The organism is Tianweitania aestuarii, assembly GCF_018457165.1.
GTDB classification, from domain to species: domain Bacteria; phylum Pseudomonadota; class Alphaproteobacteria; order Rhizobiales; family Rhizobiaceae; genus Tianweitania; species Tianweitania aestuarii.
The window spans coordinates 42,185-68,140 of record NZ_JAFMNX010000005.1 but is presented as its reverse complement, the minus strand read 5'-3'; the positions used below and the strand labels follow the sequence as shown (position 1 = coordinate 68,140).

The 25,956-nt window shown below is 62.0% G+C and carries 23 protein-coding genes; 17 read left to right on the top strand and 6 right to left on the bottom strand.

Translation table 11 applies throughout. The features are described from left to right. The first annotated feature begins 240 nt into the window (after positions 1–240). The 3 genes from acnA (at position 241) to JYU29_RS16350 (ending at position 4,647) form a co-directional block, all read left to right on the top strand. Complete coding sequence (acnA, locus tag JYU29_RS16360; protein WP_213985929.1) at positions 241–2,931, top strand: aconitate hydratase AcnA; 2,691 nt, start codon at positions 241–243, stop codon at positions 2,929–2,931. Between the two features lie 217 nt (positions 2,932–3,148). Further along, on the top strand, positions 3,149–3,901 hold the full coding sequence (locus tag JYU29_RS16355) for a DUF1223 domain-containing protein (protein WP_347879913.1): 753 nt from the start codon (positions 3,149–3,151) through the stop codon (positions 3,899–3,901). Positions 3,902–4,269: 368 nt separating this feature from the next. Beyond that, positions 4,270–4,647, top strand: a complete 378-nt coding sequence (locus tag JYU29_RS16350; RefSeq protein WP_213985927.1) for a DUF2794 domain-containing protein — start codon at positions 4,270–4,272, stop codon at positions 4,645–4,647. Here JYU29_RS16350 and JYU29_RS16345 read toward each other — a convergent pair. From JYU29_RS16345 to rimM, 4 genes are all read right to left on the bottom strand, one after another. Next, a complete protein-coding gene (locus JYU29_RS16345; RefSeq protein WP_213985926.1) occupies positions 4,644–5,210 on the bottom strand; it encodes a GNAT family N-acetyltransferase in 567 nt (188 codons plus the stop codon). The genes JYU29_RS16350 and JYU29_RS16345 overlap by 4 nt on opposite strands. Before the next feature lie 105 nt (positions 5,211–5,315). Beyond that, positions 5,316–5,813, bottom strand: a complete 498-nt coding sequence (gene rplS / locus JYU29_RS16340; protein ID WP_213985925.1) for a 50S ribosomal protein L19 — start codon at positions 5,811–5,813, stop codon at positions 5,316–5,318. Positions 5,814–6,069: 256 nt separating this feature from the next. After that, the gene (trmD, locus tag JYU29_RS16335; RefSeq protein WP_213986080.1) at positions 6,070–6,792 is read right to left on the bottom strand and encodes a tRNA (guanosine(37)-N1)-methyltransferase TrmD; all 723 of its coding nucleotides are present in this window, start codon (positions 6,790–6,792) and stop codon (positions 6,070–6,072) included. Further along, positions 6,789–7,343 (bottom strand): ribosome maturation factor RimM, encoded by a 555-nt coding sequence (gene rimM, locus JYU29_RS16330; protein WP_213985924.1) that lies wholly within the window; start codon positions 7,341–7,343, stop codon positions 6,789–6,791. The genes trmD and rimM overlap by 4 nt, the downstream gene beginning before the upstream one ends. 123 nt (positions 7,344–7,466) lie before the next feature. Here rimM and JYU29_RS16325 point away from each other — a divergent pair, with 123 nt between their 5' ends. From JYU29_RS16325 to JYU29_RS16315, 3 genes are all read left to right on the top strand, one after another. After that, positions 7,467–8,402, top strand: coding sequence for a tyrosine recombinase XerC (locus JYU29_RS16325; protein ID WP_213985923.1), 936 nt, complete (start codon positions 7,467–7,469; stop codon positions 8,400–8,402). 9 nt (positions 8,403–8,411) lie between these two features. Beyond that, positions 8,412–9,413 carry a TraB/GumN family protein gene (locus JYU29_RS16320; protein ID WP_213985922.1) on the top strand — a complete coding sequence of 334 codons (1,002 nt, stop codon included), beginning with the start codon at positions 8,412–8,414 and terminating at the stop codon, positions 9,411–9,413. Between the two features lie 77 nt (positions 9,414–9,490). Further along, positions 9,491–9,934, top strand: coding sequence for a hypothetical protein (locus JYU29_RS16315; protein ID WP_213985921.1), 444 nt, complete (start codon positions 9,491–9,493; stop codon positions 9,932–9,934). A 60-nt stretch (positions 9,935–9,994) separates the two neighbouring features. Here the strand turns inward: JYU29_RS16315 and JYU29_RS16310 are convergent, their stop codons facing one another. After that, positions 9,995–10,876, bottom strand: coding sequence for a LysR family transcriptional regulator (locus JYU29_RS16310; protein WP_213985920.1), 882 nt, complete (start codon positions 10,874–10,876; stop codon positions 9,995–9,997). A 154-nt stretch (positions 10,877–11,030) separates the two neighbouring features. Between JYU29_RS16310 and JYU29_RS16305 the strand changes: the two genes are divergently transcribed. Together JYU29_RS16305 and JYU29_RS18390 are read left to right on the top strand one after the other, a co-directional pair. Then, entirely contained in the window at positions 11,031–12,527 is a 1,497-nt protein-coding gene (locus tag JYU29_RS16305) for a CoA-acylating methylmalonate-semialdehyde dehydrogenase (RefSeq protein WP_213985919.1), read from the top strand. 237 nt (positions 12,528–12,764) lie between these two features. Continuing rightward, positions 12,765–13,136, top strand: a complete 372-nt coding sequence (locus tag JYU29_RS18390; protein WP_250157529.1) for a hypothetical protein — start codon at positions 12,765–12,767, stop codon at positions 13,134–13,136. A 12-nt stretch (positions 13,137–13,148) separates the two neighbouring features. Here JYU29_RS18390 and JYU29_RS16295 read toward each other — a convergent pair whose 3' ends face one another. Then, positions 13,149–13,850, bottom strand: coding sequence for a GntR family transcriptional regulator (locus JYU29_RS16295; protein ID WP_213985918.1), 702 nt, complete (start codon positions 13,848–13,850; stop codon positions 13,149–13,151). 136 nt (positions 13,851–13,986) lie between these two features. Between JYU29_RS16295 and JYU29_RS16290 the strand changes: the two genes are divergently transcribed. The 9 genes from JYU29_RS16290 to pyc all read left to right on the top strand — a co-directional run bounded on the left by JYU29_RS16290 (position 13,987) and on the right by pyc (position 25,863). Further along, a complete protein-coding gene (locus JYU29_RS16290; protein ID WP_213985917.1) occupies positions 13,987–15,234 on the top strand; it encodes an NAD(P)/FAD-dependent oxidoreductase in 1,248 nt (415 codons plus the stop codon). Positions 15,235–15,242: 8 nt separating this feature from the next. Next, positions 15,243–16,241, top strand: coding sequence for a 4-hydroxyproline epimerase (locus tag JYU29_RS16285; RefSeq protein ID WP_213985916.1), 999 nt, complete (start codon positions 15,243–15,245; stop codon positions 16,239–16,241). A gap of 263 nt (positions 16,242–16,504) precedes the next feature. Further along, positions 16,505–17,407 (top strand): branched-chain amino acid ABC transporter permease, encoded by a 903-nt coding sequence (locus JYU29_RS16280; protein ID WP_213985915.1) that lies wholly within the window; start codon positions 16,505–16,507, stop codon positions 17,405–17,407. Positions 17,408–17,420: 13 nt separating this feature from the next. Beyond that, the gene (livM, locus tag JYU29_RS16275; protein WP_431192874.1) at positions 17,421–18,830 is read left to right on the top strand and encodes a high-affinity branched-chain amino acid ABC transporter permease LivM; all 1,410 of its coding nucleotides are present in this window, start codon (positions 17,421–17,423) and stop codon (positions 18,828–18,830) included. Further along, the gene (locus tag JYU29_RS16270; RefSeq protein ID WP_250157528.1) at positions 18,830–19,888 is read left to right on the top strand and encodes an ABC transporter ATP-binding protein; all 1,059 of its coding nucleotides are present in this window, start codon (positions 18,830–18,832) and stop codon (positions 19,886–19,888) included. Before livM ends, JYU29_RS16270 begins: the two co-directional genes overlap by 1 nt. Then, complete coding sequence (locus tag JYU29_RS16265) at positions 19,885–20,616, top strand: ABC transporter ATP-binding protein (protein ID WP_213985913.1); 732 nt, start codon at positions 19,885–19,887, stop codon at positions 20,614–20,616. The genes JYU29_RS16270 and JYU29_RS16265 overlap by 4 nt, the downstream gene beginning before the upstream one ends. Positions 20,617–20,632: 16 nt before the next feature. Beyond that, complete coding sequence (locus JYU29_RS16260) at positions 20,633–20,980, top strand: DUF6867 family protein (protein ID WP_213985912.1); 348 nt, start codon at positions 20,633–20,635, stop codon at positions 20,978–20,980. 136 nt (positions 20,981–21,116) lie between these two features. Then, complete coding sequence (locus tag JYU29_RS16255; RefSeq protein WP_213985911.1) at positions 21,117–22,232, top strand: branched-chain amino acid ABC transporter substrate-binding protein; 1,116 nt, start codon at positions 21,117–21,119, stop codon at positions 22,230–22,232. Between the two features lie 172 nt (positions 22,233–22,404). Then, the gene (gene pyc, locus JYU29_RS16250) at positions 22,405–25,863 is read left to right on the top strand and encodes a pyruvate carboxylase (RefSeq protein ID WP_213985910.1); all 3,459 of its coding nucleotides are present in this window, start codon (positions 22,405–22,407) and stop codon (positions 25,861–25,863) included. The last annotated feature ends 93 nt before the right edge of the window (positions 25,864–25,956 follow it).

Here is a 25,956-nt window from a genome sequence, read left to right as displayed (position 1 = left end):
GCATTACGAAATCAGTCTAGAACTCTTCTACGAAATTCTCTATATGCCGGGCAACCACGCCAGCGGTCGGTGTGGGATCTGCAAAATATGCGCCGAACCCAGCGCGCGAGCCGTCTTTGACCGGCCGGGACGCGAGGAACGGACAGCGGAAATGATCGCACCCGCACCTATGGCGCGATCTCCGTTGATCCGCGCAGCAGGCGTCCGCTCCTCATCGGCATACAGAAGTTGAGGACCGACGTGACAAAATCACTCGATAGTTTCCGCTGCCGCCGCACTCTGACCGTTGATGGCAAGGACTACGTTTATTTCAGCCTGATCGAGGCCGAGAAGAACGGGTTGAGCGGCGTGTCCAAGCTGCCTTTCTCCATGAAGGTGCTGCTTGAGAACCTTCTGCGCTTCGAAGACGGCCAGACCGTATCGAAGGAAGACATCGAAGCTGTCGCAGGCTGGCTCGACAACCGCGGCAAGACCGAAAACGAAATCGCCTATCGTCCGGCACGCGTTTTGATGCAGGACTTCACCGGCGTTCCCGCCGTGGTGGATCTGGCTGCGATGCGCGACGGCATCGAGGCGCTCGGCGGTGATCCCGAGAAGATCAACCCGCTGGTGCCCGTCGATCTCGTGATCGACCACTCGGTGATCGTCGACGAATTCGGCACGCCATCGGCCTTTGCCCGCAATGTGGAGCTCGAATACGAGCGCAACGGCGAGCGTTACCGCTTCCTGAAGTGGGGCCAGCAGGCGTTCAAGAACTTCCGCGTCGTTCCGCCCGGCACCGGCATCTGCCACCAGGTGAACCTCGAATATCTCGGCCAGACCGTCTGGACGAAGGAAGAAGACGGCGAAACGATCGCTTATCCCGACACCTGCGTCGGTACCGATTCGCACACCACCATGATCAACGGCCTGGGCGTGCTCGGCTGGGGCGTGGGCGGCATCGAGGCCGAAGCTGCCATGCTCGGCCAGCCGGTTTCCATGCTTCTGCCTGAGGTGATCGGCTTCAAGCTCACCGGCAAGCTGAAGGAAGGCGTCACCGCGACCGACCTCGTGCTCACCGTCGTGCAAATGCTGCGCAAGAAGGGCGTGGTTTCGAAGTTCGTGGAATTCTTCGGCACCGGCCTCGACAACATGACGCTCGCCGACCGCGCCACGATCGGCAACATGGGTCCGGAATATGGCGCGACCTGCGGCTTCTTCCCCGTTGACGGCGAAACGCTGAACTATCTCAACATGTCCGGCCGCGCGAAGGACCGCATCGCGCTGGTTGAAGCCTATTCCAAGGCTCAAGGCATGTGGCGCGAAGGCGACGGCTCCGACCTTGTTTTCACCGACACGCTCGAGCTCGACCTCGGCGACGTCGTGCCGTCCATGGCCGGACCGAAGCGCCCCGAGGGCCGTATCTCGCTCGAAAACATCGCGTCCGGTTTCGCAACCGCGCTCGAAAGCGAATACAAGAAGCCGGACCAGCTCACCAACCGCTATCCGGTTGAAGGCACCGACTACGATCTCGGCCATGGCGATGTGGCGATTGCCGCCATCACGTCGTGCACCAACACCTCCAATCCGAGCGTGCTGATCGCTGCCGGCCTGTTGGCCCGCAACGCGGTTGCCAAGGGCCTGACTTCCAAGCCTTGGGTGAAGACCTCGCTTGCTCCCGGTAGCCAGGTCGTTGCCGAATATCTCGAAAAGGCCGGCCTGCAGAAGGACCTCGACGCGATCGGCTTCAACCTGGTTGGCTTCGGCTGCACCACCTGCATCGGCAATTCCGGTCCGCTGCCGGCGCCGATCTCCAAGACGATCAACGACAAGGGCCTGATCGCCGCCGGCGTTCTGTCGGGCAACCGCAACTTCGAAGGCCGTATTTCGCCCGACGTTCAGGCGAACTACCTCGCCTCCCCGCCGCTGGTTGTCGCTTATGCGTTGGCCGGTTCGGTGCAGAAGGACCTGACTTCCGAGCCGATCGGCACGGGTTCCGACGGACAGCCGGTTTATCTCCGCGATATCTGGCCGTCTTCGCAGGAAGTGCAGGACTTCATCATGAAGTACGTCACGCGCGAGCTTTATGAGAGCAAGTATGCCGACGTCTTCAAGGGCGACGAGAACTGGCAGGCGGTGCAGATCCCCGAAGGCCAGACCTATGCCTGGGACGACAACTCGACCTATGTCCAGAACCCGCCTTACTTCGTGGGCATGGGCAAGTCCGGTTCGGGCATCTCTGACATCAAGGGTGCGCGCATCCTCGGCCTGTTCGGCGACAAGATCACCACCGACCACATCTCGCCGGCCGGTTCGATCAAGGCAGCGTCGCCGGCGGGTGCCTATCTGATGGAGCACGGCGTCAATGCCGTGGACTTCAACCAGTACGGCACGCGCCGCGGCAACCATGAAGTGATGATGCGCGGCACCTTCGCCAATATCCGCATCCGCAACCACATGATGGGACCGAACGGACGCGAGGGTGGCTTCACCATCCACTATCCGTCCAAGGAAGAAATGCCGATCTATGACGCGGCCATGCAGTACAAGGCCGAGAACACCCCGCTGGTGATCTTTGCCGGCGTGGAATACGGCAACGGCTCGTCGCGCGACTGGGCGGCAAAGGGCACCAACCTGCTCGGCGTCAAGGCCGTGATCGCGCAGTCCTTCGAGCGCATTCACCGCTCGAACCTGGTCGGCATGGGCGTCGTGCCCTTCGTGTTCGAGGAAGGCACCACCTGGGCCTCGCTCGACCTGAAGGGCGACGAAACCGTCACGATCGAAGGTCTGGGCAATGTGCAGCCGCGCGAAAAGCGCACGGCGGTCATCACCTATGCCGATGGTTCGGTGAAGAACGTGCCGCTGATCTGCCGCATCGATACGCTGGATGAAGTCACCTACATGAACAATGGTGGCATCCTGCAGACGGTGCTGCGCGACCTGGCAGCTTAAAACATCGGGACGGCCGTTCCGGCTCCAGGCGACTCTGTGTCGTCTGGTGTCGGAGCGGCCGTTTCTTTCACATACGGCGCACGGCGTCGTGACCCCGGCACGAGCTTTGTCACCGCAACGTGACTTCCCCCTTCCATCGCTCGCCGCCTATCATTGAATGCTCATATTCTGCATCATTGAGCAGATCTGTTTTGTAAAAACATCTGTCTGGATCATCGTGAATTATACCCCCTTCCTCGCTTTCGCGGCGCTGCTCGTCGCGACCAGTCAGGCGCCAGCCGAACAATCTCTGGTGCGGGGTGTAGTGGAACTGTTCACGAGCCAGGGCTGCGATTCCTGCCCGAAGGCCGACAAGATGCTGGGCGAGATGGTCCACCAGAAGGACATCGTCGCCCTCGCCTATCATGTCGATTACTGGGACTATCGCGGCTGGCGCGACACGCTGGCGACGCCCGAAAACACCGATCGGCAGCGCAACTACATGAAGGCGATGAAGGCGCGCGCCTTTTATACGCCACAAGCCGTCATCAACGGCCGCACCCATGTCAATGGCGCCGACCAGTTGGCCGTCGACGAGAAGCTCGCCGAAACGCCGACCCTGCCGGTTGCCGTGAACCTGAAACAGGATCGCGACGTACTGGTGATCGACGTTCCCGGCCAGGAAGGCCCGAGACAGAACGCGCATGTTCTGCTCGTATCTTATGAAGCGATGAGCCCGGTGAAGATCGAACGCGGCGAGAATGCCGGCCATACCGTCACCTACTGGAACGCCGTGCGCGACATGCAGACAACCGGCATGTGGCATGGTCAGCCTGCACGCTTCGAGATCCCGATGAGCGAAATCGCCAAAAAGGGCATCGGCGGCTGCGCCGTGCTGGTTCAGTCGGTGGACAAGGATGGCCATCCCGCCACGATCCTCGGTGCGGCTTCGATGCCGTTCGACGCACAAGACGGCCCGAACAAGAACTAAGACACTCGACAGCAGGCACAAAAAAGCCGGCGCCAAGAACGCGGCACCGGCTTTTGATACGCTTGCCCAGCTTGATGCTCAACACAACGAGCATGGCTTGGGAGGATTGGTTCGACCCAGCCACGCCCGTGGGCGGGGGGCTTGGGGTTACGGATCGCGACCGGATCGAACCGTCTCAGGCAACACGGAAATGTTCGCTTCGCTTCGTGGCTCGACCACGTTTGCCGTCAGGCAAAATTGTGTTCGTTCATCACCAATTATTTCACGCGAGAAATCTGCGTGATGTCGCGATCGGCCTGTTTGCTTGCAATAGGACCCCAAGAGGCCCAACTTCTCGAACGAACGGCAAAGCAGAGAAGGCAGATCGGATGGATTCTGGTTCTGAAAACAAGGAACACTCGGCAACGCTGATCCCGCTCGCCGAAGCGCGCAACGCGCGGCTCGATATTCCCGTCACCTTTAACCGGCAGGAGCTCGACCAGATCCTGCGCATCTACAGCCGCATGGTCGCGGCCAACGAGTGGCGCGATTACGCGATCGACCACCTGAAGGACCAAGCGGTGTTTTCGGTTTTTCGCCGCGCCAGCGAAGTGCCGCTATTTCGCATCGTGAAGACGCCGGCGCTTGCCCGCAAGCAGGGCGCCTATTCCGTAGTGGCGGCCGGCGGCGTCATCCTGAAGCGGGGTCACGAGCTGACAACCGCGCTCAAAGCCTTCGACCGCGCCTTGAAACTGGCCGAAGCCTAGGCGCCGTCGCGGTAACGGCGCTCCGGAACGGATTGGGGATCGGGCACCAGCGTGTTGCCACCATTGAGCGGCAGCTGCATGATCGTGGTGTCCAGCCAGCGCTCATGCTTGTAGCCCGAGCCAGTCATGGTCCCGCACAGGGTGAAGCCCATCGCCGTATGAAGCTTGACCGAGGCGCTCGATGGCGTGGCATCGCCGATCACCGCCACCACCTGGCGAAAGCCGCGCTCGGTGCAATCCGCAATCAGCGCCTGCATCAGCAAACGGCCGAGACCCCGCTTCTGCGCATGCGGCGCAAGGTAAACCGAGTTTTCCACGATGAAGCGATAGGCCGCGCGCGCCCGGAATGGTCCGGCATAGGCGTAGCCGAGAACCACGCCCTCTTCTTCGGCGATGATATAGGGATATTCGGCACCCGTGATGGCGCGAAAGCGCGACAGCATCTCGTTCTGGTCCGGCGCCGGCTCAAGCTCATAGGTGGCGGTGCCGTTCACCACGGCATCCCGGTAGATTTCGGTGATTGCGGGAAGATCCGCTTCCGTGGCCGGCCTGATCGTCGTCATGCTGTTTTGTTCTCCTCACCATAAAGAAAATGGCCGCATCGCGGGAAAGCGATACGGCCATTTGATCGGTCTGGCTAGAAGCGGCTGTGTATGCAGCCCTTCTTCTTATTCTGCGGTGTTTGCCTCGGCGGCAGCGGCCTTCTCGGCAGCCAGCTTCTCGGCAGCAGCAGCCTTTTCGGCTTCAACGCGGGCGCGCTCGGCCTGAGCGGCTTCGCGGGTCGCGTCGTTCAGCTTGCGGGCGCGAACGCTGGTGTTTTCAACGATACGAGCCGACTTGCCGCGACGATCGCGCAGGTAATACAGCTTGGCGCGACGGACCTTACCGCGACGCACGACTTCCACGCCTTCAACCATCGGCGAGTAAACCGGGAACACGCGCTCCACGCCTTCGCCATAGGAGATCTTGCGGACAGTGAAGTTTTCCTGGAAGCCGGAACCGGCGCGGGCGATGCAAACGCCTTCATAAGCCTGCACGCGGGTACGCGTTCCTTCGGTCACGCGAACCAGAACGCGAACCGTGTCGCCGGGCTGGAATTCTGGCAGGGTGCGCTTGGCTTCGATCTTCTGGGCCTGTTCGGCCTCGAGCTGACGGATGATATCCATCGGTTCATACCTCTTCTTGTTCTTCCGACCGCCAGAGCGCCCTTCGCTCGCCGGGCCAGTTCTATGACCGTCCGGCTATGCCGCATCATTCGGGAGAACAAAGTGGCAGGGGCGATTTCACCGTCGATTGTTGACGGGCATGGGACATCGTCCGCATGGTGGCGCGCCAATACACCGAAACGACGGGCTTGTCACCTGTCTTGAGGCAGTTCCAGCAAAAGTGCGGTGCGGTTTTGCGTTCGGGAACTGCGCGGGATCAAAGCTCAGGTTTCGGCTTCGATTTCTTTTTCGTCTGCGGCGGGGCGTAGGCGGCATAAAGATCGGGCCGGCGGGCGGCCGTCAGTTGTTCGGCCTCGCTGCGCCGCCATGCCGCGATCTTGGCATGGTCGCCGGAGGTCAGAACGGCAGGGATCGGCATGCCCTCGAAGTCGGCGGGGCGTGTGTAATGCGGATGTTCGAGCAGGCCGTTCTCGAAGCTTTCCTCGTCGCCGGACAGAACATTGCCCATCACGCCGGGAAGCAGGCGCACAACGGCATCGAGTACGATATGGGCTGCCGCCTCGCCGCCCGACAGGATGTAATCGCCGACCGACACTTCCTCGAGGTCGCGGTTGTCGATCACGCGCTGGTCGACACCTTCGAACCGGCCGCAAAGCAGGATCGCGCCCGGACCTTCCGCCAATTCGCGCACGCGCGCCTGGGTGAGCGGACGCCCGCGCGGGCTCATCAGAAGACGTGGACGGGTGTCGCTGACATGATCGATCGCCTTGGCCAGAATATCGGCGCGCATCACCATGCCCGCGCCGCCGCCGGCCGGCGTATCATCCACCGTGCGATGACGATCGGTGGCGAAATCGCGGATGTTCACGGCATCGAGCGACCATGTGCCGGCCTGCAGCGCACGGCCGGCAAGCGCCAGGCCGAGCGGGCCGGGAAACATTTCGGGATAAAGAGTGAGAACGGTGGCGCGGAAACTCAGCGTTCGTCCTCCTCGCGTCCGGCGCCTTCTTCGTCCTCATCCCCAACGAGACCGGCGGCCACCGGCTCGACCTGGACGAAACCACCCTTGATGTCGATCACCGGAACGGCTGCGCGCGTGAACGGGACCAGCACCGGCTTTTCGCCGCGCGCCTTGACTTCCAGCATCTCGCCGGCGCCGAAATCATGCACGGCGATGATCGTGCCGAACTGCTCGCCATCTTCGGCCTGAACGGCCAGGCCGATGAGGTCGACATGGTAGAATTCGTCTTCTTCCAGGTCGTCCGGCAGTTTGGCGCGATCCACGAACAAAGTGGTGCCGTTGAGCGCTTCGGCGTCGTTGCGGGTTTCCACGCCCTTGAAGCGGACAATCACGACTTCCTTGGAGGGCCGGACCTGCGCCACCGTGAAGAAGCGGCCGTCTTCGGTTTCGAGCGCGCCATAATCGCCGATCGCCAGGGGATCGCCGGTAAAGGTCTTCACCCGCACCTCGCCCTTGATGCCGTGCGCTGCGCCGATCACGGCAATCTGGATGAGGTTGGTGTTGGCCATTGAAGAAGGGTCCGTTCTCGTTGGCGGCGTCCTACGCGCCCTTGACGTTCAATTCAATCTTCACGCCGCAGTAACCGCCTTTGGCGCAGGCTGGATAACAAACCGCATCCGGACGCCCCGCCCATGAACGAGATCCTCATCCCCGCCAAGCCGGACCTCGTTCAGGCAAGGCTTGAATGGTTGGACGGTCTTGCAAGGGAACGCCGTTTGTCGCCGTTGACGGTGGATGCCTATGAGCGCGACACCCGCCAGTTCCTGCATTTCCTGACCAACCATCTTGGCGGGCCTCCGGGGATCAAGGACGTGGCCGATCTGCAATCAACCGATCTGCGTGCCTTTCTGACGCAGCGCCGCGGCGATGGCGCAGGTGCGCGCACACTTGGCCGCGGCATGGCCGGTTTGCGCTCGTTTCTGCGCTTTCTGGAACGGCGGGGTCTGGCCAATGCCGCCTCGGCTTCGGCCATGCGAACGCCCAAGCAGCCGAAATCGCTGCCCAAGCCGCTGACCGCAACAGACGCGATCCGCGTCGTATCCGCCGGCGAACAGCTAGCGGAAGAACCGTGGATCGCCGCGCGCAACGCTGCGGTTCTGACGCTTCTTTACGGCGCAGGCCTACGCATTTCCGAAGCGCTCGGTCTGCCTGCCGGCGCCCTGACCGGCCGCGAACAAACGCTGCGCATCACCGGAAAGGGCGGCAAGACGCGGATGGTGCCGGTGCTGGTGGCCGCGCAGGAAGCGGTGGCCGCATATCGCCGCCTGTGCCCGTATCACCTAGCCGCGGATGAGCCGCTGTTTCGCGGCGCGCGCGGCGGCACGCTTCAGGCCGCGATCGTTCAGCGCGAAATGCAGCGCATGCGCGCAGCCCTCGGATTGCCCGATACGGCAACGCCGCACGCGCTGCGCCATTCCTTCGCCACGCATCTGCTTGGGCGCGGCGGCGATCTGCGCACGATCCAGGAGTTGCTCGGCCATGCCAGCCTGTCCACCACGCAGATCTATACCGGCGTCGATTCCGCAAGGCTGCTCGACATCTACCAATCCGCCCATCCGCGGCGTTAGAAGACGGGCATGAAAGCACTCTCCCTGCCGTTTCTCGCCCTTTTCTTCGCCTTGGCACCCCCGCCGCTGCTGGCGCAGGACGCCACCTGTTCCGGCAAGAACCTCGTGGTTGAACTGCAAAGGGATGATCCGCAGGCGCTGGCCGGCATTCGTGAAAAGGCAGCGCAAACGGAAAATGGCGAAGGCCTGTTGTGGAAGATCGAGCGCGCGGGCGCGGCACCGTCGTTTCTGTTCGGCACGATGCATGTCACCGATCCGCGTGTGCTGGCACTTCCTCCTGCCGCCGACGAAGCGCTGGATGCGGCCGACCGGCTGGTGATCGAAACCACCGATGCGCTCAGCCAGAACCGCATGATGGCGGTGCTGGCTAAGCGGCCCGACCTCATGATGTTCACCGACGCCACCACGCTGATGTCGCTGCTTGCGCCCGAACAACGGAAAACCGTCGAGAACGGCCTCCAGGCGCGCGGCATCGGTCTGGCCAGCGTCAACAAGATGAAGCCGTGGATCCTGGCCGCGATGCTGGCGAGTTCCCCTTGCGAGCTTGCCCGCCAGGCCAAGGGCGCGATCGTGCTCGACGCCACGCTGGCCGACAAGGCGAGTGGGGCGAACAAGGACGTGCTCGGGCTCGAAACCGGGATCGAACAGCTCGAAGCGATGGCGAAGCTGCCGATGTCGTTCCACCTGCAAAGCCTGGTGGATACGGTGGCGCTGGGCGACGGCATAAACGATGTCAACGAAACGATGATCGCGCTTTATAAGGAGGGCGAAATCGCGCTGCTTTGGCCGCTGCTCGATCATGTCATGCCCGATCCCGATGGACAGGGTTACGCGCAGTTCGAGCAGGTGCTGATCACGCAGCGCAACCATGTCATGGCCGAACGGGCGCAGCCGATCCTGGCGCAAGGCGGGGCGTTCATGGCGGTCGGCGCGCTGCATCTGCCGGGAAAGGAAGGGCTCGTCAGCCTGCTGCGCAACTCCGGCTTCACGGTCACGCAGGTTGTTCGATGAAGCCTGTCACACCCCCGTGAAACCGAATCGATGCCTCCGCGTTATCTACCCACAACAAACCAGGGAAGATCCGCACCATGGCTATACCACCAAACAACGATCCACTGTCGCCGAACCGCCGTCCCGTTGATCCGGCAGCAGCTGATCCGCTGGCTACGACGGCAACCGCACCAAACAATTCGACGGTTGTGTCCAACCGTTCGTCGGGCAACGGCATCCTGATCGGCGCCATTATCGTCGTTCTGGCGATCGTTGCCTACTTCGTGTTCGTTCCAAGCTCCCAGACGCCGACCCCGGCTGACACGGGCGCAGGGTCCACGACCACGACCGAACCGGCAACCACCACGCCGGCCGCTCCGGCAACCGAGTCCACTGCACCGGCAACCACGGCTCCAGCAACCGAGTCGACGGCTCCGGCTGCACCGGCTGCACCAGCTGAAGGCGCCGCTCCGGCTGGTGAGGCAGCACCGTCTGGTGCCGCAACGCCGCCTGCTGGCGGTGGTTCGAGCGCCGCACAGTAACGCTCAGCTCCGCACCATCAACAAGAACGGCTCGCTCACGCGGGCCGTTTTTTTTTGCGCTCACGAAAAGATGCCGCGGTTCTTTTCAACCGCTTCCTGAATAAACGCCGCCACCACCTGCACCCGGCGCACGGCGCGAACCGAGTCATGGTAAACCAGCCAGTAGGCACGCCGGATCGGCGGTGCAGCCGGCACCGGAACGAGATCGGCATAACGACGCGCGATGAAGGTGTGGAGTATGCCGATGCCGGCATTGGCGCGCACCGCTTCCACCTGCCCCAGGGCGGACGAAATCGAAAACCGCGCCTGCCAGTCGGGCGTGACGTCCGGCGCATAATCGAGCGACGGGCTGACGGTGAGATCACCGACATAGCCGACGAGACTGTGTCGCAGAAGGTCGGGGATCGTTTGCGGCAGGCCGCGATCCCGGGCATAGCCCTCGCCGGCATAAAGCTGCAGCGAATAATCCACCAGCTTCCCGGCCACCAGCCGCCCTTCCACCGGTCGATCAACGGTGATCGCGATGTCGGCTTCGCGCCGCGACAAGGAGAATGAGCGCGGCACCGGAACGAGCTGGATTTCCAGTTCGGGGTGACGCTCGATCAGTTCGCCGAGATGCGATGCGAGAAACGCGACGCCGAACCCATCCGGCGTGCCGATGCGCACTGGACCGGATACCGCCTCCTCCTCGCCCGAGAGTTCCGCCCGCGCGGCGATCAGATCGGCTTCCATGCGCTCGGCGACAAAAAGAAAGCGCTCGCCGGCCGGCGTCAGAAGCGTGCCGGTGGTCACACGGCGAAAGAGCTTGGTCTTGGCATCGTCTTCCAGTGCGGCGACGCGGCGCGACACCGTTGCATGGTTGATGCCCAGCCGCTTCGCCGCCCCCAGGATCTGGCCGGATCGCGCAACAGCGAGAAAGATGCGGATGTCGTCCCAGTTCATCGCGATGCGCTCCAGCCTTGCGAGGATTGTAGGACGAAACCGGATGCGACATCAATTCATGCACAACGGCTGCGTTTTCCCTCGCGTTGCGCGCGAAGCGTGAGCGAGGCACAGTGGGCCATCATCGCTCCAAGGTGAGATCAGGGAGAACACAATGGATCAGGTCGGACATTTTATCGGCGGCAAGCATGTCGCTTCAACCAGCGGCCGCAGCCAGGACATCATGCAGCCGATGGACGGCTCGGTGCGCGGCCAGGTTGCGCTCGGCACGGTGGCCGAACTGCGTCAGGCCGTCGAAAACGCCAAGGCAGCACAGCCGGCCTGGGCCGCCACCAACCCGCAGCGCCGCGTGCGCGTGCTGATGAAGTTCCTTGATCTCGTTCAGCGCGACTACGACGAACTGGCCGAACTGCTGGCGCGCGAACACGGCAAGACGATTCCCGACGCCAAGGGCGACATCCAGCGCGGCCTCGAAGTCGTGGAAGTCTGCATCGGCGCGCCGCATCTCATGAAGGGCGAGTTCACGGACGGCGCCGGTCCTGGCATCGACGTTTATTCCATGCGCCAGCCGCTCGGCGTGGTTGCCGGCATCACGCCGTTCAACTTCCCGGCCATGATCCCCTTGTGGAAGATCGCGCCGGCGATCGCCTGCGGCAACGCTTTCATCCTGAAGCCATCCGAGCGTGATCCGGGCGTGCCGATGAAGATCGCCGAACTCTTCATCGAAGCGGGCCTTCCGGCCGGCATCCTCAATGTCGTCAATGGCGACAAGGAAATCGTGGACGCGATCCTCGATGATCGCGACATCAAGGCCATCGGCTTCGTGGGATCGACCCCGATCGCGCAGTACATCTACAGCCGCGCCACCGCCAACGGCAAACGCGCCCAGTGCTTCGGCGGCGCCAAGAACCACATGATCATCATGCCGGATGCCGACATGGACCAGACCGTGGATGCGCTGATCGGCGCAGGCTACGGTTCGGCCGGCGAGCGCTGCATGGCGATCTCGGTTGCGGTTCCCGTCGGCAAGGACACGGCCGACCGTTTGATGGAACGCCTTATTCCGCGCGTCGAAAGCCTCAAGGTTGGCCCGTCCACCGATCCATCCGCGGATTACGGCCCGCTCGTCACCAAGCAGGCGCTTGATCGCGTGCGCGGTTATGTCGATGCCGGCGTCAAGGAAGGCGCCAAGCTCGTGGTCGATGGTCGCGACTTTAAAATGCAGGGCTACGAGAACGGCTATTACATGGGCGGCTGCTTGTTCGACGAGGTCACCGCCGACATGTCGATCTACAAGGAAGAAATCTTCGGCCCGGTTCTGTCGGTGGTGCGCGCTGCCAATTACGAGGAAGCGCTCAAGTTGCCGAACGAGCATGAATACGGCAACGGTGTCGCGATCTTCACGCGCGACGGCGATGCGGCGCGTGATTTCGCCAGCCGGGTTCAGGTCGGCATGGTCGGCATCAATGTGCCGATCCCTGTTCCGATCGCGTATTACACCTTCGGTGGCTGGAAAGGATCGGGCTTCGGCGATCTGAACCAGCACGGTTCGGATGCTTTCCGCTTTTACACGAAGACCAAGACGGTCACCTCGCGTTGGCCGTCCGGCGTGAAGGACGGGGCGGAGTTCGTGATCCCCACGATGAACTAATACGGTTTTATCGTTAATTTTAGGAAAAGGCGGCATACCAGTGCCGCCTTTTTAGTTCCGTCAAGAGCGATTTCATTCGATCAACAAAACGTGATGCAACAAGGTTAACCCGCGAGACTTATCTGATCATCGCAGCGCATGACTGAAACCGCAGCAGCGAGACAAAGAATTCAGACCGGTGCGAACAAATGAGAAGCGAGGCTTCCGGATGTTCGCCAGGCTCTCGAGGAGAAGATCATGATCCGCATTGCAACTCTTCTTGCCCCCGTCGCCATTGCAGGCATCTTCGCGTCGGCTCCGGCCATTCACGCCGATCCGGCAGCCCCCATCGCTCCGATCCAGCAGACGGCCGCCGCCCAGGTCGCGTCGCAGACGATGGACCAGATGAATACCTGCGGCGCTCGCAACGAAATCGTGCAGAAGCTGTCGGCCCAGTTCAAGGAAGCCCCGCAGTCGGTGGGCGTTGTTGATCAGAGCGCGGTTCTGGAAGTCTTCGTGTCGGACGCCGGCACCTGGACGATCCTCGCCACCGGCACCGATGGCAACTCCTGCATCCTGTCGGCCGGTGATGGCTGGCAGAGCCGCGGCAACATCGGCCCGAGCGCCTAAGCCGCAAACGGTCTAGACGACAGCGGCATCGACCAGCCGTTTCGCATCATTTTCTGAGTTGAAAGAGACGCCGGGCTGCGAAGCTTCGGCGTCTTTTTGCAACATATCCATCAGCCGCTGCATGGCATCCGCTGCCCCATCGGCATCGCCGCGCAAAACCGCTTCGATCACCATGATATGGCGGTTGGCCGCCTGAGCCAGACTGTCGGCACGCTTGAAGCGATACCAGAAGCGGCGGCTATGCGTTTGCAAGGGTGCCGCGACCCGCACTGCGAACGGATTGTCCGATGCGGCAGCGAGCGCCTCGTCCCATCGCTTGTCGGCAACCAGAAACGCCTTGTCGTTCTTTGCCGCCGCCGCCGCATACATCGCTTCCGATGCCTGCAGAAACGGCCGGCGCGCATCCGGCGTGATCGACAGGGCTGCCGAACGGGCAAGCACGATCTCGATCCCCCGCCGCGCTTCCAGCACCTTGATCCAGCCGCCGGGGTCCAGCGGCGCAACGAGCAGCCCCGTGCGCGGTCGAACGATCAGGAACCCTTCCCATGCCAGACGCTGTATCGCCTCGCGCACCGGCGTGCGACCAAGTCCCACGCGCTCCACAAGCAGGCTTTCGGTGGTTGTGCTTCCCGGCTCGAGCGCAAGGGTCACGATCATCTCTTCAAGCGCGTGATAGGCCTTCGAGGCGACCGGAACATCAAGATCATCAATCATTCTCGCCTTGATATATCAGTGATTGACACAAGCCAACACGAGCCCTAGCGATCAGGTCGGTGGAATGATTTCGGCTGCCGGAAAACGGCGCGGATATCTCTGCCGTGGCTTGCTTTTGACAATCAAGGACCTCCCGATGACCACCACGGCGGCGCCGGACGATCTGGCAATCATCGGCGCGGGCATCATCGGCATCTGTACCGCAGCCATGCTCGCCGAAGCAGGTTTTGCCGTGACGGTTTATGACCGCACCGGCATCTGCGAGGAAACCAGTTCCGGCAACGCCGCCGCTTTCGCTTTTTCGGATGTGCTGCCGCTGGCGCAAAAGGGCATGCTGCGCAATCTGCCGCGCTGGCTGCGCGATCCGCTCGGTCCCCTGTCGATCCCGCCGGCCTATTTCACCACGCTTGCGCCCTGGCTGTGGCACTTCCATCGCTCCAGCGCCGCTCATCACTACGAAACCGCACTCAAGGCGCAGGCCGGCTTGATGCGGGTTGCCGAGCGCGAGTGGATGGCGCTGATGGAGCGCTCAAACACGCGGTCCATGTTGCGCGAAGACGGCTCGCTCGAACTCTACCGCGACCAGGCCGAGTTCGAAGCTTCGCTCCCCGGCTGGGATGCGCGCGATCGCTTCGGCATCGCCTTCCGCCATGTTGAAGGCGCGGAGCTCGCAGCGCTTCAGCCCGGCCTGTCTCCCGAATTCACCAAGGGCACTTTCGTGCCGGACTGGAAAACCGTTTCCGACCCCAAGCTGCTCGGCAAGGCGATCTGGGCCTATGCGGAAAGCCGCGGCGCGCGTTTCGTGGAAGCCGGCGTGCGGTCGATCGGTGCGGGCAACACGATCCAGATCGATCTCGACAATGGCGAAACGCGCCGCGCCAGGCGTCTGGTGGTTGCCGCGGGCGCGTGGTCGCACAAGCTCGCTGCCCATCTTGGCGACCGCATCCCGCTGGAAACCGAGCGCGGCTACAACACCACCCTGCCCACCACCGCCTTCGACGTGAAGCGGCAGCTGATCTTTTCCGGCGACGGCTTTGTCATTACCCCGCTTGAAACCGGTTTGCGCGTCGGTGGCGCGGTGGAGCTCGCCGGCCTCGTGCGTCCTGCAAATTACGAGCGCTCGAAAGCCATGCTCACCAAGGCAAAGCGTTTTCTGCCCGGTCTCGACACGAGAGGCGGGCGCGAATGGATGGGCTATCGGCCGTCCATGCCGGATTCGCTGCCGGTCATCAGCCGTGCGCGCGCAAACAACGTCTTTTATGCCTTCGGCCACGGCCATCTCGGCCTCACGCAAGCCGCCGCAACCGGCAGCCTGATCCGCGATCTCGTGCTCGACCAGCCCACGCCGCTCGATCTCAACCCCTTCCGTGCCGATCGCTTCTAGGATCCCCCATGGCTCGCCACACCTTTTCCTGCATCGATGGACATACCTGCGGCAATCCCGTGCGCCTCGTTTCAGGCGGCGCACCGCTTCTCCATGGCGCGACCATGCTGGAACGCCGCGCGCATTTCGAAGCCGAATACGACTGGATTCGCACCGGCCTGATGTTCGAACCGCGCGGCCATGACGTGATGTCAGGCTCGATCCTTTATCCGCCGACGCGCGACGACTGCGACATCGCCATCCTCTTCATCGAAACCTCCGGCTGCCTGCCGATGTGCGGCCACGGCACGATCGGTACGGTGACGATGGCGATCGAACAAGGTCTGGTGAAGCCGAAAACGCCGGGCGTACTGCGCCTCGATACACCGGCCGGCCTGGTGATTGCCGAATACCGCCAGGAAGGCGATTACGTGGAAGAAGTGCGCATCACCAATGTGCCGTCCTTCCTTTATGCCGAAGAACTTGCCGTCCAGTGCCCCGGCCTCGGCGACATCACCGTCGATATCGCTTATGGCGGCAACTTCTACGCCATCATCGATCCGCAGGAAAACTACCGCGATATGGCCGACTATACGGCCGGCGAGCTGATCGCCATGAGCCGCGTTCTGCGTGAACGGCTGAACGAGCGCTACCAGTTCGTGCATCCCGGCAACTCGGACATCAACGGTTTGCGCCACATCCAGTGGACCGGTGCACCGACGGTGGACGGCGCGCATGGCCGCAATGCCGTGTTCTACGGCGAAAAGGCCATCGACCGTTCGCCCTGCGGCACCGGCACCTCGGCACGCATGGCGCAGCTTCACGGCAAGGGAAAGCTGACCGTCGGCGAGAGCTTTGCGCATGAATCGATCATCGGCTCGATCTTCAACGGCCGCGTCGAGATGGAAACGGAAGTCGAAGGCACGCCGGCGATCATCCCGTCGATCGGCGGCTGGGCGCGCCAGACCGGCTTCAACACCATCTTCATCGACGACCGCGATCCGTTCCGCCACGGCTTCAGCGTTTAAGAAAACGTCGCACATTCCGCAGCGGAAAGAGAATGTGGCGAAAATAGGCGATGACTCTGGTTTAGGCCAATGCTAGCCAGACAATGGTCCACTTGCGCGGGGGCAGGCCTTCTACCGGGCCTCGTTTCTTCCGCGAAGCTAGACGATGGGCGTAGAAGTTTGGCGTTGCATTCACATGCCAAGCAGCTACGACTTGGCGGGGTAACTAGAAGAATGCGCAACGGGCCTCGTTTGCGACATTCTCGGGGAGCGCGACTAAAAGTATGCAGTATTTCATCCAGCAGCTTATCAACGGGCTGACGCTGGGATCGATCTATGGCCTGATCGCGATCGGCTATACGATGGTCTACGGCATCATCGGCATGATCAATTTCGCCCATGGTGACATCTTCATGATCGGTGCTTTTGTCGCCTTGATCGTGTTCCTGATCCTGTCGGCCATGTTCTATTCGGTGCCGGTCGTGGTTGCGCTATTGATCATGATGGTCGTCGCGATGATCATGACCAGCCTTTACAACTGGACGATCGAAAAGGTCGCCTACCGCCCTCTGCGCGGTTCCTTCCGTCTGGCCCCGTTGATCACCGCCATCGGCATGTCGATCGCGCTGTCGAACTTCGTTCAGGTCACGCAGGGTCCGCGCAACAAGCCGATCCCGCCGTTGATCAGCGACGTCTACAACGTCTTCGGCATCTCGATCTCCTTGAAGCAGATCGTCATCGCCGTGGTCACGATCGTGCTGCTGACCGTGTTCTGGTACCTCGTCAACAAGACCTCGCTGGGTCGTGCGCAAAGAGCGTGCGAGCAGGATCGCAAGATGGCCGCGCTGCTCGGCGTCGATGTCGACCGCACCATCTCCATCACCTTCATCATGGGTGCATCGCTTGCCGCCGTCGCCGGTACGCTGTTCCTGATGTATTACGGCGTGGTCGCCTTCTCCGATGGCTTCGTGCCCGGCGTGAAAGCCTTCACCGCGGCCGTTCTCGGCGGCATCGGCTCGATCCCGGGCGCTGTGCTCGGCGGTCTTCTGATCGGCCTCATCGAATCGCTGTGGTCGGCCTACTTCTCCATCGACTACAAGGACGTGGCCGCCTTCTCGATCCTCGCCATCGTGCTGATCTTCCTGCCTTCTGGCCTTCTCGGCCGGCCGGAAGTGGAAAAGGTCTGAGTTCATGACAGCGATCTCGGACACCACAACGCGCCAAGCGTCGAGCCCCTATGGCGAAGCAGCGCGTCAGGCCCTTTGGGCGGCCCTGCTTTCCTTCGGACTGTTCTTCTTCTTTATCGGCCTGGAAAGCACGCAGGACATTTCCAACCGGCTGATCCTGCAAAGCCATTGGGTCACGCTGGCGATCGTGGTTGCGCTCGTCGCCCTCGGCCGCTTCCTGTTCATCGCCTTCGTTATTCCGGCGGTAGACCGGCGCCGCGCCAATCGCGCGCCGATCGCCGTGGTGGACGAAAAGGACCAGTCCTTTATCCGCCGCCACCGCTTCAAGATCATGATCGCACTGCTCGTGCTGTATCCGATCTTCATCTTGTCCACGGCCGGCCTGCAGGGCTCGCTGAAATGGGTCAACAACTTCGGCGTCCAGGTCCTGATCTATGTGATGCTGGCCTGGGGTTTGAACATCGTGGTCGGCCTCGCCGGCCTGCTCGACCTCGGCTATGTCGCCTTCTATGCCGTGGGCGCCTATGCCTACGCGCTGCTCGGCACCGAATTCGGCCTGTCGTTCTGGATCCTGCTTCCGGCCGCCGGCATCATGGCGGCGTTCTGGGGCATCATTCTCGGTTTCCCGGTGCTGCGCCTGCGCGGCGATTATCTCGCCATCGTGACGCTCGCCTTCGGTGAAATCATCCGCCTCGTGCTCATCAACTGGCGCGAAGTCACCAACGGGTCGGCCGGTATTTCCGGCATTCCGAAGATCACCTTCTTCGGCCTGTTCGACTTCAACATTTCCTCGCCGGACTACATCTTGAAGGTCCTGCCGGAATCGATCGTCACGCTGTTCGCACTGCGGCCCTCGGGCGCCTACTATACGATCTTCCTGTATTACCTGATCCTGGCGCTCGCGATGCTGACCGCCTTTGTCACCATCCGCCTGCGCCGCTTGCCGGTGGGTCGTGCCTGGGAAGCCTTGCGCGAAGACGAGATCGCCTGCCGTTCGCTCGGCATCAACACCACCAACACCAAGCTCACCGCTTTTGCGATCGGCGCGATGTTCGGCGGTTTTGCCGGTGCCTTCTTTGCGGCACGCCAGGGCTTCATCAATCCCGAAAGCTTCGTGTTCCTCCAGTCGGCGATTATCCTGGCCATCGTGGTTCTGGGCGGCATGGGCTCACTGTCGGGCATCGCGATCGCCGCGCTGGTGATGATCGGCGGCATGGAAATCCTGCGCGAAATGCAGTTCCTCAAGATCGTGTTCGGCCAGTCCTTCACACCCGAACTCTACCGCATGCTTCTGTTCGGCATCGCCATGGTTGTTGTCATGGTCTGGAAGCCGCGCGGATTTGTCGGCAGCCGAGAACCCACCGCCTACCTCAAGGAAGCGCGCGCCGTGTCCTCGACATTCACCAAGGAAGGCCACGGCTGATGGCTGACACGAACCTGCAAACGCCGATCCTGTCGGTTGAACACCTGTCGATGAAGTTCGGCGGCCTGGTTGCCATCGGCGACCTGTCCTTCACCGCACCGCGCGGCGAGATTACTGCGCTGATCGGCCCGAATGGTGCTGGCAAGACCACCGTGTTCAACTGCATCACCGGCTTCTACAAGCCGACCGAAGGCATGATCACGATGACCCGTCAGTCGGGCGAGAAGTTCCTTCTCGAACGGCTGCCGGACTTCCAGATCACGGCCAAGGCCAAGGTTGCGCGGACCTTCCAGAACATCCGCCTGTTTTCCGGCATGACCGTGCTGGAAAACCTGCTTGTCGCCCAGCACAACGCCCTGATGCGCGCATCCGGCTTCACCGTGCTCGGTCTGCTCGGTCTCAAGAGCTACAAGGATGCCAGCCGGGAATCGATCGAAAAGGCGGTTTACTGGCTGGAAAAGGCCAACCTGATCGATCGTGCAGACGATCCGGCGGGCGACCTGTCTTATGGTGCACAACGCCGCCTCGAAATCGCGCGCGCCATGTGCACCGGTCCCGAGCTTCTGTGCCTCGATGAACCCGCCGCCGGTTTGAACCCCAAGGAGTCGCTCGCGCTCAACGAGTTGCTGCTCGGCATTCGGCGCGACACCGGCACCTCCATCCTTCTGATCGAACACGACATGGCCGTTGTGATGGAAATCTCCGACCACGTCGTGGTTCTGGAATATGGCCGCAAGATTTCCGATGGCACCCCAGCGTCTGTGCGCAGCGATCCGAAGGTGATTGCCGCTTATCTCGGCGTCGACGACGAAGAAGTAACCGACGCCTTGGTGGAAGTGGGCGACGACCATATTCTGGAAGAAGGCGACGTTGCGCCGCCGCCAGCACTCGGCCCAAGCGAAACCTCTTCCATGTTCGAAGGCCCGATCGAAGACACGGTCGAGGAAGCCGGCAGCGAGACCATCGTGCCCGCTTCGCCAGCCGCATCGAAAGCGGCTCAGGTCGAGGCACAGACCGGCGCTACCGATCCCGTCAAACCGAAAGGCCCAGCACAATGACGGGACAAACTGCCCTTCTCGCCGTTGAAAAGGTTGAAACCTTCTATGGCAACATCCGCGCACTGAACGGCGTCGACGTTTCGGTCAACAAGGGCGAGATCGTCGCCCTGATCGGTGCCAATGGCGCCGGCAAGTCGACCCTGATGATGACGATCTGCGGCGCACCGCATGCACGCTCGGGCCGGATCGTGTTCGAAGGCACCGACATCACTACGATGCCGACACATGAGATCGCCCGGTTGCGCATCGCGCAGTCGCCGGAAGGCCGCCGCATCTTTCCGCGCATGAGCGTGCGCGAAAACCTGCAGATGGGCGCCAGCCTCGACAATATGCAGTATTTTGATCAGGACGTGGAAAAGGTCTTCACCCTCTTTCCGCGCCTGAAGGAACGCATCGATCAGCGCGGCGGCACGCTGTCTGGCGGCGAACAGCAGATGCTGTCGATCGGCCGCGCCTTGATGGCACGACCCAAGCTGTTGCTGCTCGATGAACCGTCGCTCGGCCTCGCACCCCTGATCGTGAAGCAGATCTTCGATGCCATTCGCGAACTCAACCGCACCGAAGGCCTCACCGTCTTTCTCGTGGAACAGAACGCCTTTGGCGCGCTGAAACTCGCCCATCGCGGTTATGTCATGGTCAACGGCGCCGTTACGATGTCTGGCAGCGGGCGCGACCTGCTCGCCAATCCGGAAGTTCGCGCCGCCTATCTCGAAGGCGGGCGGCATTGATGCAGGAGACGATGTCGTGAGCGGTCTACTTTACGAAGAAGCCAATATCTGGGAATTCTTCTTCATCACGTTCATTCTCGGCGGATGGGCTGCATGGATGACGGGCCGCGCCTGCGCGCTGACCTGGCGGTCCCACCTGTCGCTGTTCTTTTCGCTGATGGCTTTAGGGATCGCCGTGCGGTTCATCCATCACGCGCTGTTCGAAGGCACGATGTTCTCGCTCCACTTCTACCTCGTGGACACGATTATCCTGATGATCATCGGCTTTCTGGGCTACCAGTACACGCGCACGAACCAGATGGTGCGCCAGTATGGTTGGCTCTACGAAAAAGGATCCCCTTTGTCCTGGAAGGCCAGGGGTTGATCTTCACCATTCTCGCCGGAACACTTTGAATCCGGCGTGACAACTGCCTGAAAATGGGCAAACTCTGCTTTCTGCGAGGGGTGGGCATCGCACGGAAGTTTCATCCAGGCCTGCTTTTGTGAATGGGAGTGCACTCATGAAGAAGTCTCTGTTATCAGCAGTCGCCTTGAGCGCGCTTGTCGCCTTCAGCGGCAGCGCCTTCGCCGATGTCGTGCTGGGTGTCGGCGGTCCGATCACCGGTGCAAATGCCGCCTTCGGCGCGCAGCTGCAAAAGGGTGCCGAACAGGCGGTTGCAGACATCAACGCAGCCGGCGGCATGAACGGCGAGAAGATCACGATCGCGGTTGGCGACGACGCCGCAGATCCGACGCAGGGCGTTTCGGTCGCCAACAAGTTCGCTGCCGACGGCGTGAAGTTCGTGATCGGCCACTTCAACTCGGGCGTTTCGATCCCGGCGTCTGAAGTCTATGCCGAAAACGGCATTCTCGAAATCACCCCGGCCTCGACCAACCCGGTCTTCACCGAGCGTGGTTTGTGGAACACGTTCCGCGTTTGCGGCCGTGACGACCAGCAGGGCGCCGTTGCCGGCAAGTACATTGCCGACAACATGAAGGACGCCAAGGTTGCCGTGATCCACGACAAGACGCCTTATGGCCAGGGTCTTGCCGACGAAACCAAGAAGGCGCTCAACGAAGCCGGCGTGACGGAAGTCATGTATGAAGGCGTGAACACCGGCGACAAGGACTTCTCAGCGCTGATCGCCAAGATGAAGCAGGCCGGCGTGACGCTGATCTATTGGGGCGGCCTCCACACCGAAGCCGGCCTTCTGATCCGCCAGACGGCTGACCAGGGCCTCAAGGCTCCGCTGTTCTCCGGCGACGGCATCGTTTCCAACGAGCTGGCTTCGATCGCAGGCGACGCCGTGGTCGGCACCTACAACACGTTCGGCCCGGATCCGCGCAAGAACCCGAACGCGAAGGAAGTGGTCGAGAAGTTCCGCGCCGCTGGCTTCGAGCCGGAAGCCTACACGCTTTATGCCTACGCATCGGCCCAGATCATAGCGCAGGCCGCTGCTGCCGCCGGCTCGAACGATCCGGAAGAAGTTGCCAAGGCCATCCACGAGAAGGGTCCGTTCAAGACCGTTCTCGGCGAACTGTCCTTCGACGACAAGGGCGACCGTACCGACGCTGACTACGTGATGTATCAGTGGAAGAAGGACGCCGACGGCAAGTACAACTACGAGCAGCTCTAAGCTCTTCAGCGTCTGATCGCTTCGAAATGCCCGGTGCTCAGCGCCGGGCATTTTTGCGTTCAAGGCTCCCGCAGCGGGGATTTTTCCTGTTTCGCGGCGCTCCCAATGTTGCGCTGCATCATGATTTACGCAAACTTGGCGCCGCCGCCCGCAGCGGCAGGGAGAGAAAGTTTTGTCGATCAAGAAAATACTCGTCGCCAATCGGTCTGAAATCGCGATCCGCGTGTTCCGCGCCGCCAATGAACTGGGCATCGCCACCGTCGCGATCTGGGCCGAAGAAGACAAATATTCCCTGCATCGCTTCAAGGCCGACGAAAGCTATCCGATCGGCCGCGGCCCGCATCTGGCGAAAGATCTCGGTCCGATCGAAAGCTACCTGTCGATCGACGAGGTCATCCGCGTCGCCAAGCTGTCGGGCGCCGACGCCATTCATCCCGGCTATGGCTTGTTGTCGGAAAGCCCCGAATTTGCCGATGCCTGCGCGCAAAACGGCATCATCTTCATCGGCCCCAAGCCTGAAACCATGCGCCGCCTCGGCAACAAGGTCGCCGCACGCAATCTGGCGATCGAGGTCGGCGTACCCGTCGTGCCGGCCACCGAGCCGCTGCCCGACGATATGAAGGTGGTGAAGAAGCTCGCGGCCGAGATCGGCTATCCCGTGATGCTCAAGGCGTCATGGGGCGGTGGTGGTCGCGGCATGCGCGCCATCCGCGCCGAGGCCGATCTGGCCCGCGAAGTCACTGAAGCCAAGCGCGAAGCGAAGGGTGCCTTCGGCAAGGACGAGGTTTATCTCGAAAAGCTCGTGGAGCGTGCCCGCCACGTTGAAGTGCAGGTGCTCGGCGACACCCATGGCAACACCGTGCATCTTTTCGAGCGCGATTGTTCGATCCAGCGCCGCAACCAGAAGGTCGTGGAGCGCGCCCCTGCCCCCTATCTCGATGAGACCAGGCGCGCCGAGCTCTGCGCTCATGCACTGAAGATCGCAGACGCCACCGATTATGTCGGCGCGGGCACGGTCGAGTTCCTGATGGATGCCGATACCGGCGCGTTTTACTTCATCGAGGTCAATCCGCGCATCCAGGTCGAGCATACGGTCACCGAGCAGGTCACCGGCATCGATATCGTGAAGGCGCAGATCCACATCCTCCAGGGCGCCGCCATCGGTACTGACGAAAGCGGCGTGCCGGCGCAACAAGACATCCGGCTGAACGGCCATGCCCTGCAATGCCGCATCACCACGGAAGACCCCGAACAGAATTTCATCCCCGATTACGGCCGCATCACCGCTTATCGCGGCGCAACCGGCTTCGGCATTCGTTTGGATGGCGGCACCGCTTATTCCGGTGCGGTGATCACCCGTTTCTATGATCCGCTGCTCGAAAAGGTCACCGCCTGGGCGCCATCACCCGGCGAGGCGATCAAGCGGATGGAGCGTGCGCTGCGCGAGTTCCGTATTCGCGGCGTGGCGACCAACCTCACCTTTCTGGAAGCGATCATCACGCATCCGGCCTTCCAGAACAACACCTACACGACGCGCTTCATCGACACGACGCCCGAGCTGTTTGCCAGCGTGAAGCGGCAGGACCGCGCCACCAAGCTCCTCACCTATCTCGCCGATGTCACGGTGAACGGCCATCCCGAGACCCGCGGCCGTCCCGAACCGCGCGCAGACATCGCAGCACCGCGCGTGCCGCATTTCGACGGTTCGATCATCGACGGCACGCGGCACACGCTCGATGCGCTCGGGCCGGACGGTTTCGCCAGGTGGATGCGCGACCAGAAGGGCGTGCTCGTCACCGACACCACCATGCGCGATGGCCACCAGTCGCTGCTCGCCACCCGTATGCGTACGCATGACATCGTGTCGATCGCCGGCGCTTATGCCCGTGCGCTGCCGCAGTTGCTTTCACTGGAATGCTGGGGCGGTGCGACCTTCGATGTCTCCATGCGCTTCCTGACCGAAGATCCGTGGGAACGGCTCGCCAAGATTCGCGAAGGCGCGCCCAATATTCTCCTGCAGATGCTGCTGCGCGGTGCGAACGGTGTCGGCTACACCAACTATCCCGACAATGTCGTGCAGCATTTCGTGCGCGAAGCAGCGAGCGGCGGTGTCGACCTCTTCCGCGTGTTCGATTGCCTGAACTGGGTCGACAATATGCGCGTGGCGATGGACGCCGTGCGCAGCGAGAACAAGCTCTGTGAGGCGGCGATCTGTTATACCGGCGACGTGCTCGACCCCGCGCGCGCCAAATACGACCTGACCTACTATACCGGCATGGCGGCAGAGCTGGAAAAAGCCGGCGCCAACATTATTGCCGTCAAGGACATGGCGGGCCTTCTGAAACCAGCCGGCGCGCGCGTGCTGTTCAAAGCGCTGCGTGAAGCGACCGATCTGCCGATCCACTTCCATACGCATGACACATCCGGCATCTCAGCCGCGACCGTGCTCGCTGCCGTGGAAGCCGGCGTCGATGCCGTGGATGCGGCGATGGACGCCTTTTCCGGCAACACCTCGCAGCCCTGCCTCGGCTCGATCGTCGAAGCGCTCAAGGACACGGATCGCCAGACCGGCCTCGATCCGGCAGCCATCCGGCGCATTTCGTTCTACTGGGAAGCCGTGCGTAACCAGTATGCGGCCTTTGAAAGCGACCTGAAGGGTCCGGCTTCCGAAGTTTATCTGCATGAAATGCCGGGCGGCCAGTTCACCAACCTGAAGGAACAAGCGCGCTCGCTTGGCCTGGAAACCCGCTGGCACGAGGTGGCGCAAAGCTATCACGACGTGAACCTGATGTTCGGTGACATCGTGAAAGTCACGCCTTCCTCCAAGGTGGTGGGCGACATGGCGCTGATGATGGTGTCCCAGGATCTCACCGTTGCCGATGTCGAGAACCCCGCAAAGGACATCGCCTTCCCGGATTCGGTCGTGTCCATGCTGCGCGGTGATCTCGGACAATCGCCCGGCGGCTGGCCGGAAAACCTTCAAAAGAAAGCGCTTAAAGGCGCCGAGCCGATCACACAGCGGCCAGGCGCACTGCTCGAGGCCGCCGATCTGCCCGCATTGCGCAAGGAGCTGGAAGACAAGCTCGGCCGCGCTCCCTCCGAGCAGGAATTCGCGTCTTGGCTGATGTATCCCAAGGTTTTCCTCGATTTCGCGACCGCGCAGGACACCTATGGCCCCGTCAGCGTTTTGCCGACGCCGACCTATTTCTACGGCATGGAAATGGAAGACGAGATCTTCGTCGCGCTGGAGAAAGGCAAGACGCTGGTGATCCGCTGCCTTGGACAGGGCGATGTCGATTCCAAGGGCAAGGCCACCGTGTTCTTCGAACTCAACGGCCAGCCGCGCCGTATCAAGGTGCTCGATCGCGCGCGTGGCGCGTCCAACGGAGCGGTGCGCCGCAAGGTCGAGGCGGGCAACGAGAGCCAGGTCGGCGCGCCGATGCCGGGCGTCGTGTCCACGCTTGCGGTTTCAGCGGGACAGGCGGTGAAGGCCGGTGACGTGCTTTTGTCGATCGAGGCCATGAAGATGGAAACCGCCCTTCATGCCGAGCGCGACGGCACGGTGGCCGAAGTGCTCGTCAAGACTGGCGACCAGATCGACGCCAAGGACCTGCTCATCGTTTATAGCTGAATATCAGCCGGTCACGCGAAGTGACCGGCTGGCTCCATGCCGGTCATGCTTTGTGGATTGACTTGGCACCGCTTCAATTTAGCTGTCGTCCCG

Bases quoted from the DNA above. Each gene is read 5' to 3' on its own strand.
- JYU29_RS16350 (WP_213985927.1), top strand. From the start codon at position 4,270: ATGGATTCTGGTTCTGAAAACAAGGAACACTCGGCAACGCTGATCCCG.
- JYU29_RS16345 (WP_213985926.1), bottom strand. From the start codon at position 5,210: ATGACGACGATCAGGCCGGCCACGGAAGCGGATCTTCCCGCAATCACC.
- rplS (WP_213985925.1), bottom strand. From the start codon at position 5,813: ATGGATATCATCCGTCAGCTCGAGGCCGAACAGGCCCAGAAGATCGAA.
- rimM (WP_213985924.1), bottom strand. From the start codon at position 7,343: ATGGCCAACACCAACCTCATCCAGATTGCCGTGATCGGCGCAGCGCAC.
- JYU29_RS16325 (WP_213985923.1), top strand. From the start codon at position 7,467: ATGAACGAGATCCTCATCCCCGCCAAGCCGGACCTCGTTCAGGCAAGG.
- JYU29_RS16320 (WP_213985922.1), top strand. From the start codon at position 8,412: ATGAAAGCACTCTCCCTGCCGTTTCTCGCCCTTTTCTTCGCCTTGGCA.
- JYU29_RS16315 (WP_213985921.1), top strand. From the start codon at position 9,491: ATGGCTATACCACCAAACAACGATCCACTGTCGCCGAACCGCCGTCCC.
- JYU29_RS16310 (WP_213985920.1), bottom strand. From the start codon at position 10,876: ATGAACTGGGACGACATCCGCATCTTTCTCGCTGTTGCGCGATCCGGC.
- JYU29_RS16305 (WP_213985919.1), top strand. From the start codon at position 11,031: ATGGATCAGGTCGGACATTTTATCGGCGGCAAGCATGTCGCTTCAACC.
- JYU29_RS18390 (WP_250157529.1), top strand. From the start codon at position 12,765: ATGATCCGCATTGCAACTCTTCTTGCCCCCGTCGCCATTGCAGGCATC.
- JYU29_RS16295 (WP_213985918.1), bottom strand. From the start codon at position 13,850: ATGATTGATGATCTTGATGTTCCGGTCGCCTCGAAGGCCTATCACGCG.
- JYU29_RS16290 (WP_213985917.1), top strand. From the start codon at position 13,987: ATGACCACCACGGCGGCGCCGGACGATCTGGCAATCATCGGCGCGGGC.
- JYU29_RS16285 (WP_213985916.1), top strand. From the start codon at position 15,243: ATGGCTCGCCACACCTTTTCCTGCATCGATGGACATACCTGCGGCAAT.
- JYU29_RS16280 (WP_213985915.1), top strand. From the start codon at position 16,505: ATGCAGTATTTCATCCAGCAGCTTATCAACGGGCTGACGCTGGGATCG.
- JYU29_RS16270 (WP_250157528.1), top strand. From the start codon at position 18,830: ATGGCTGACACGAACCTGCAAACGCCGATCCTGTCGGTTGAACACCTG.
- JYU29_RS16265 (WP_213985913.1), top strand. From the start codon at position 19,885: ATGACGGGACAAACTGCCCTTCTCGCCGTTGAAAAGGTTGAAACCTTC.
- JYU29_RS16255 (WP_213985911.1), top strand. From the start codon at position 21,117: ATGAAGAAGTCTCTGTTATCAGCAGTCGCCTTGAGCGCGCTTGTCGCC.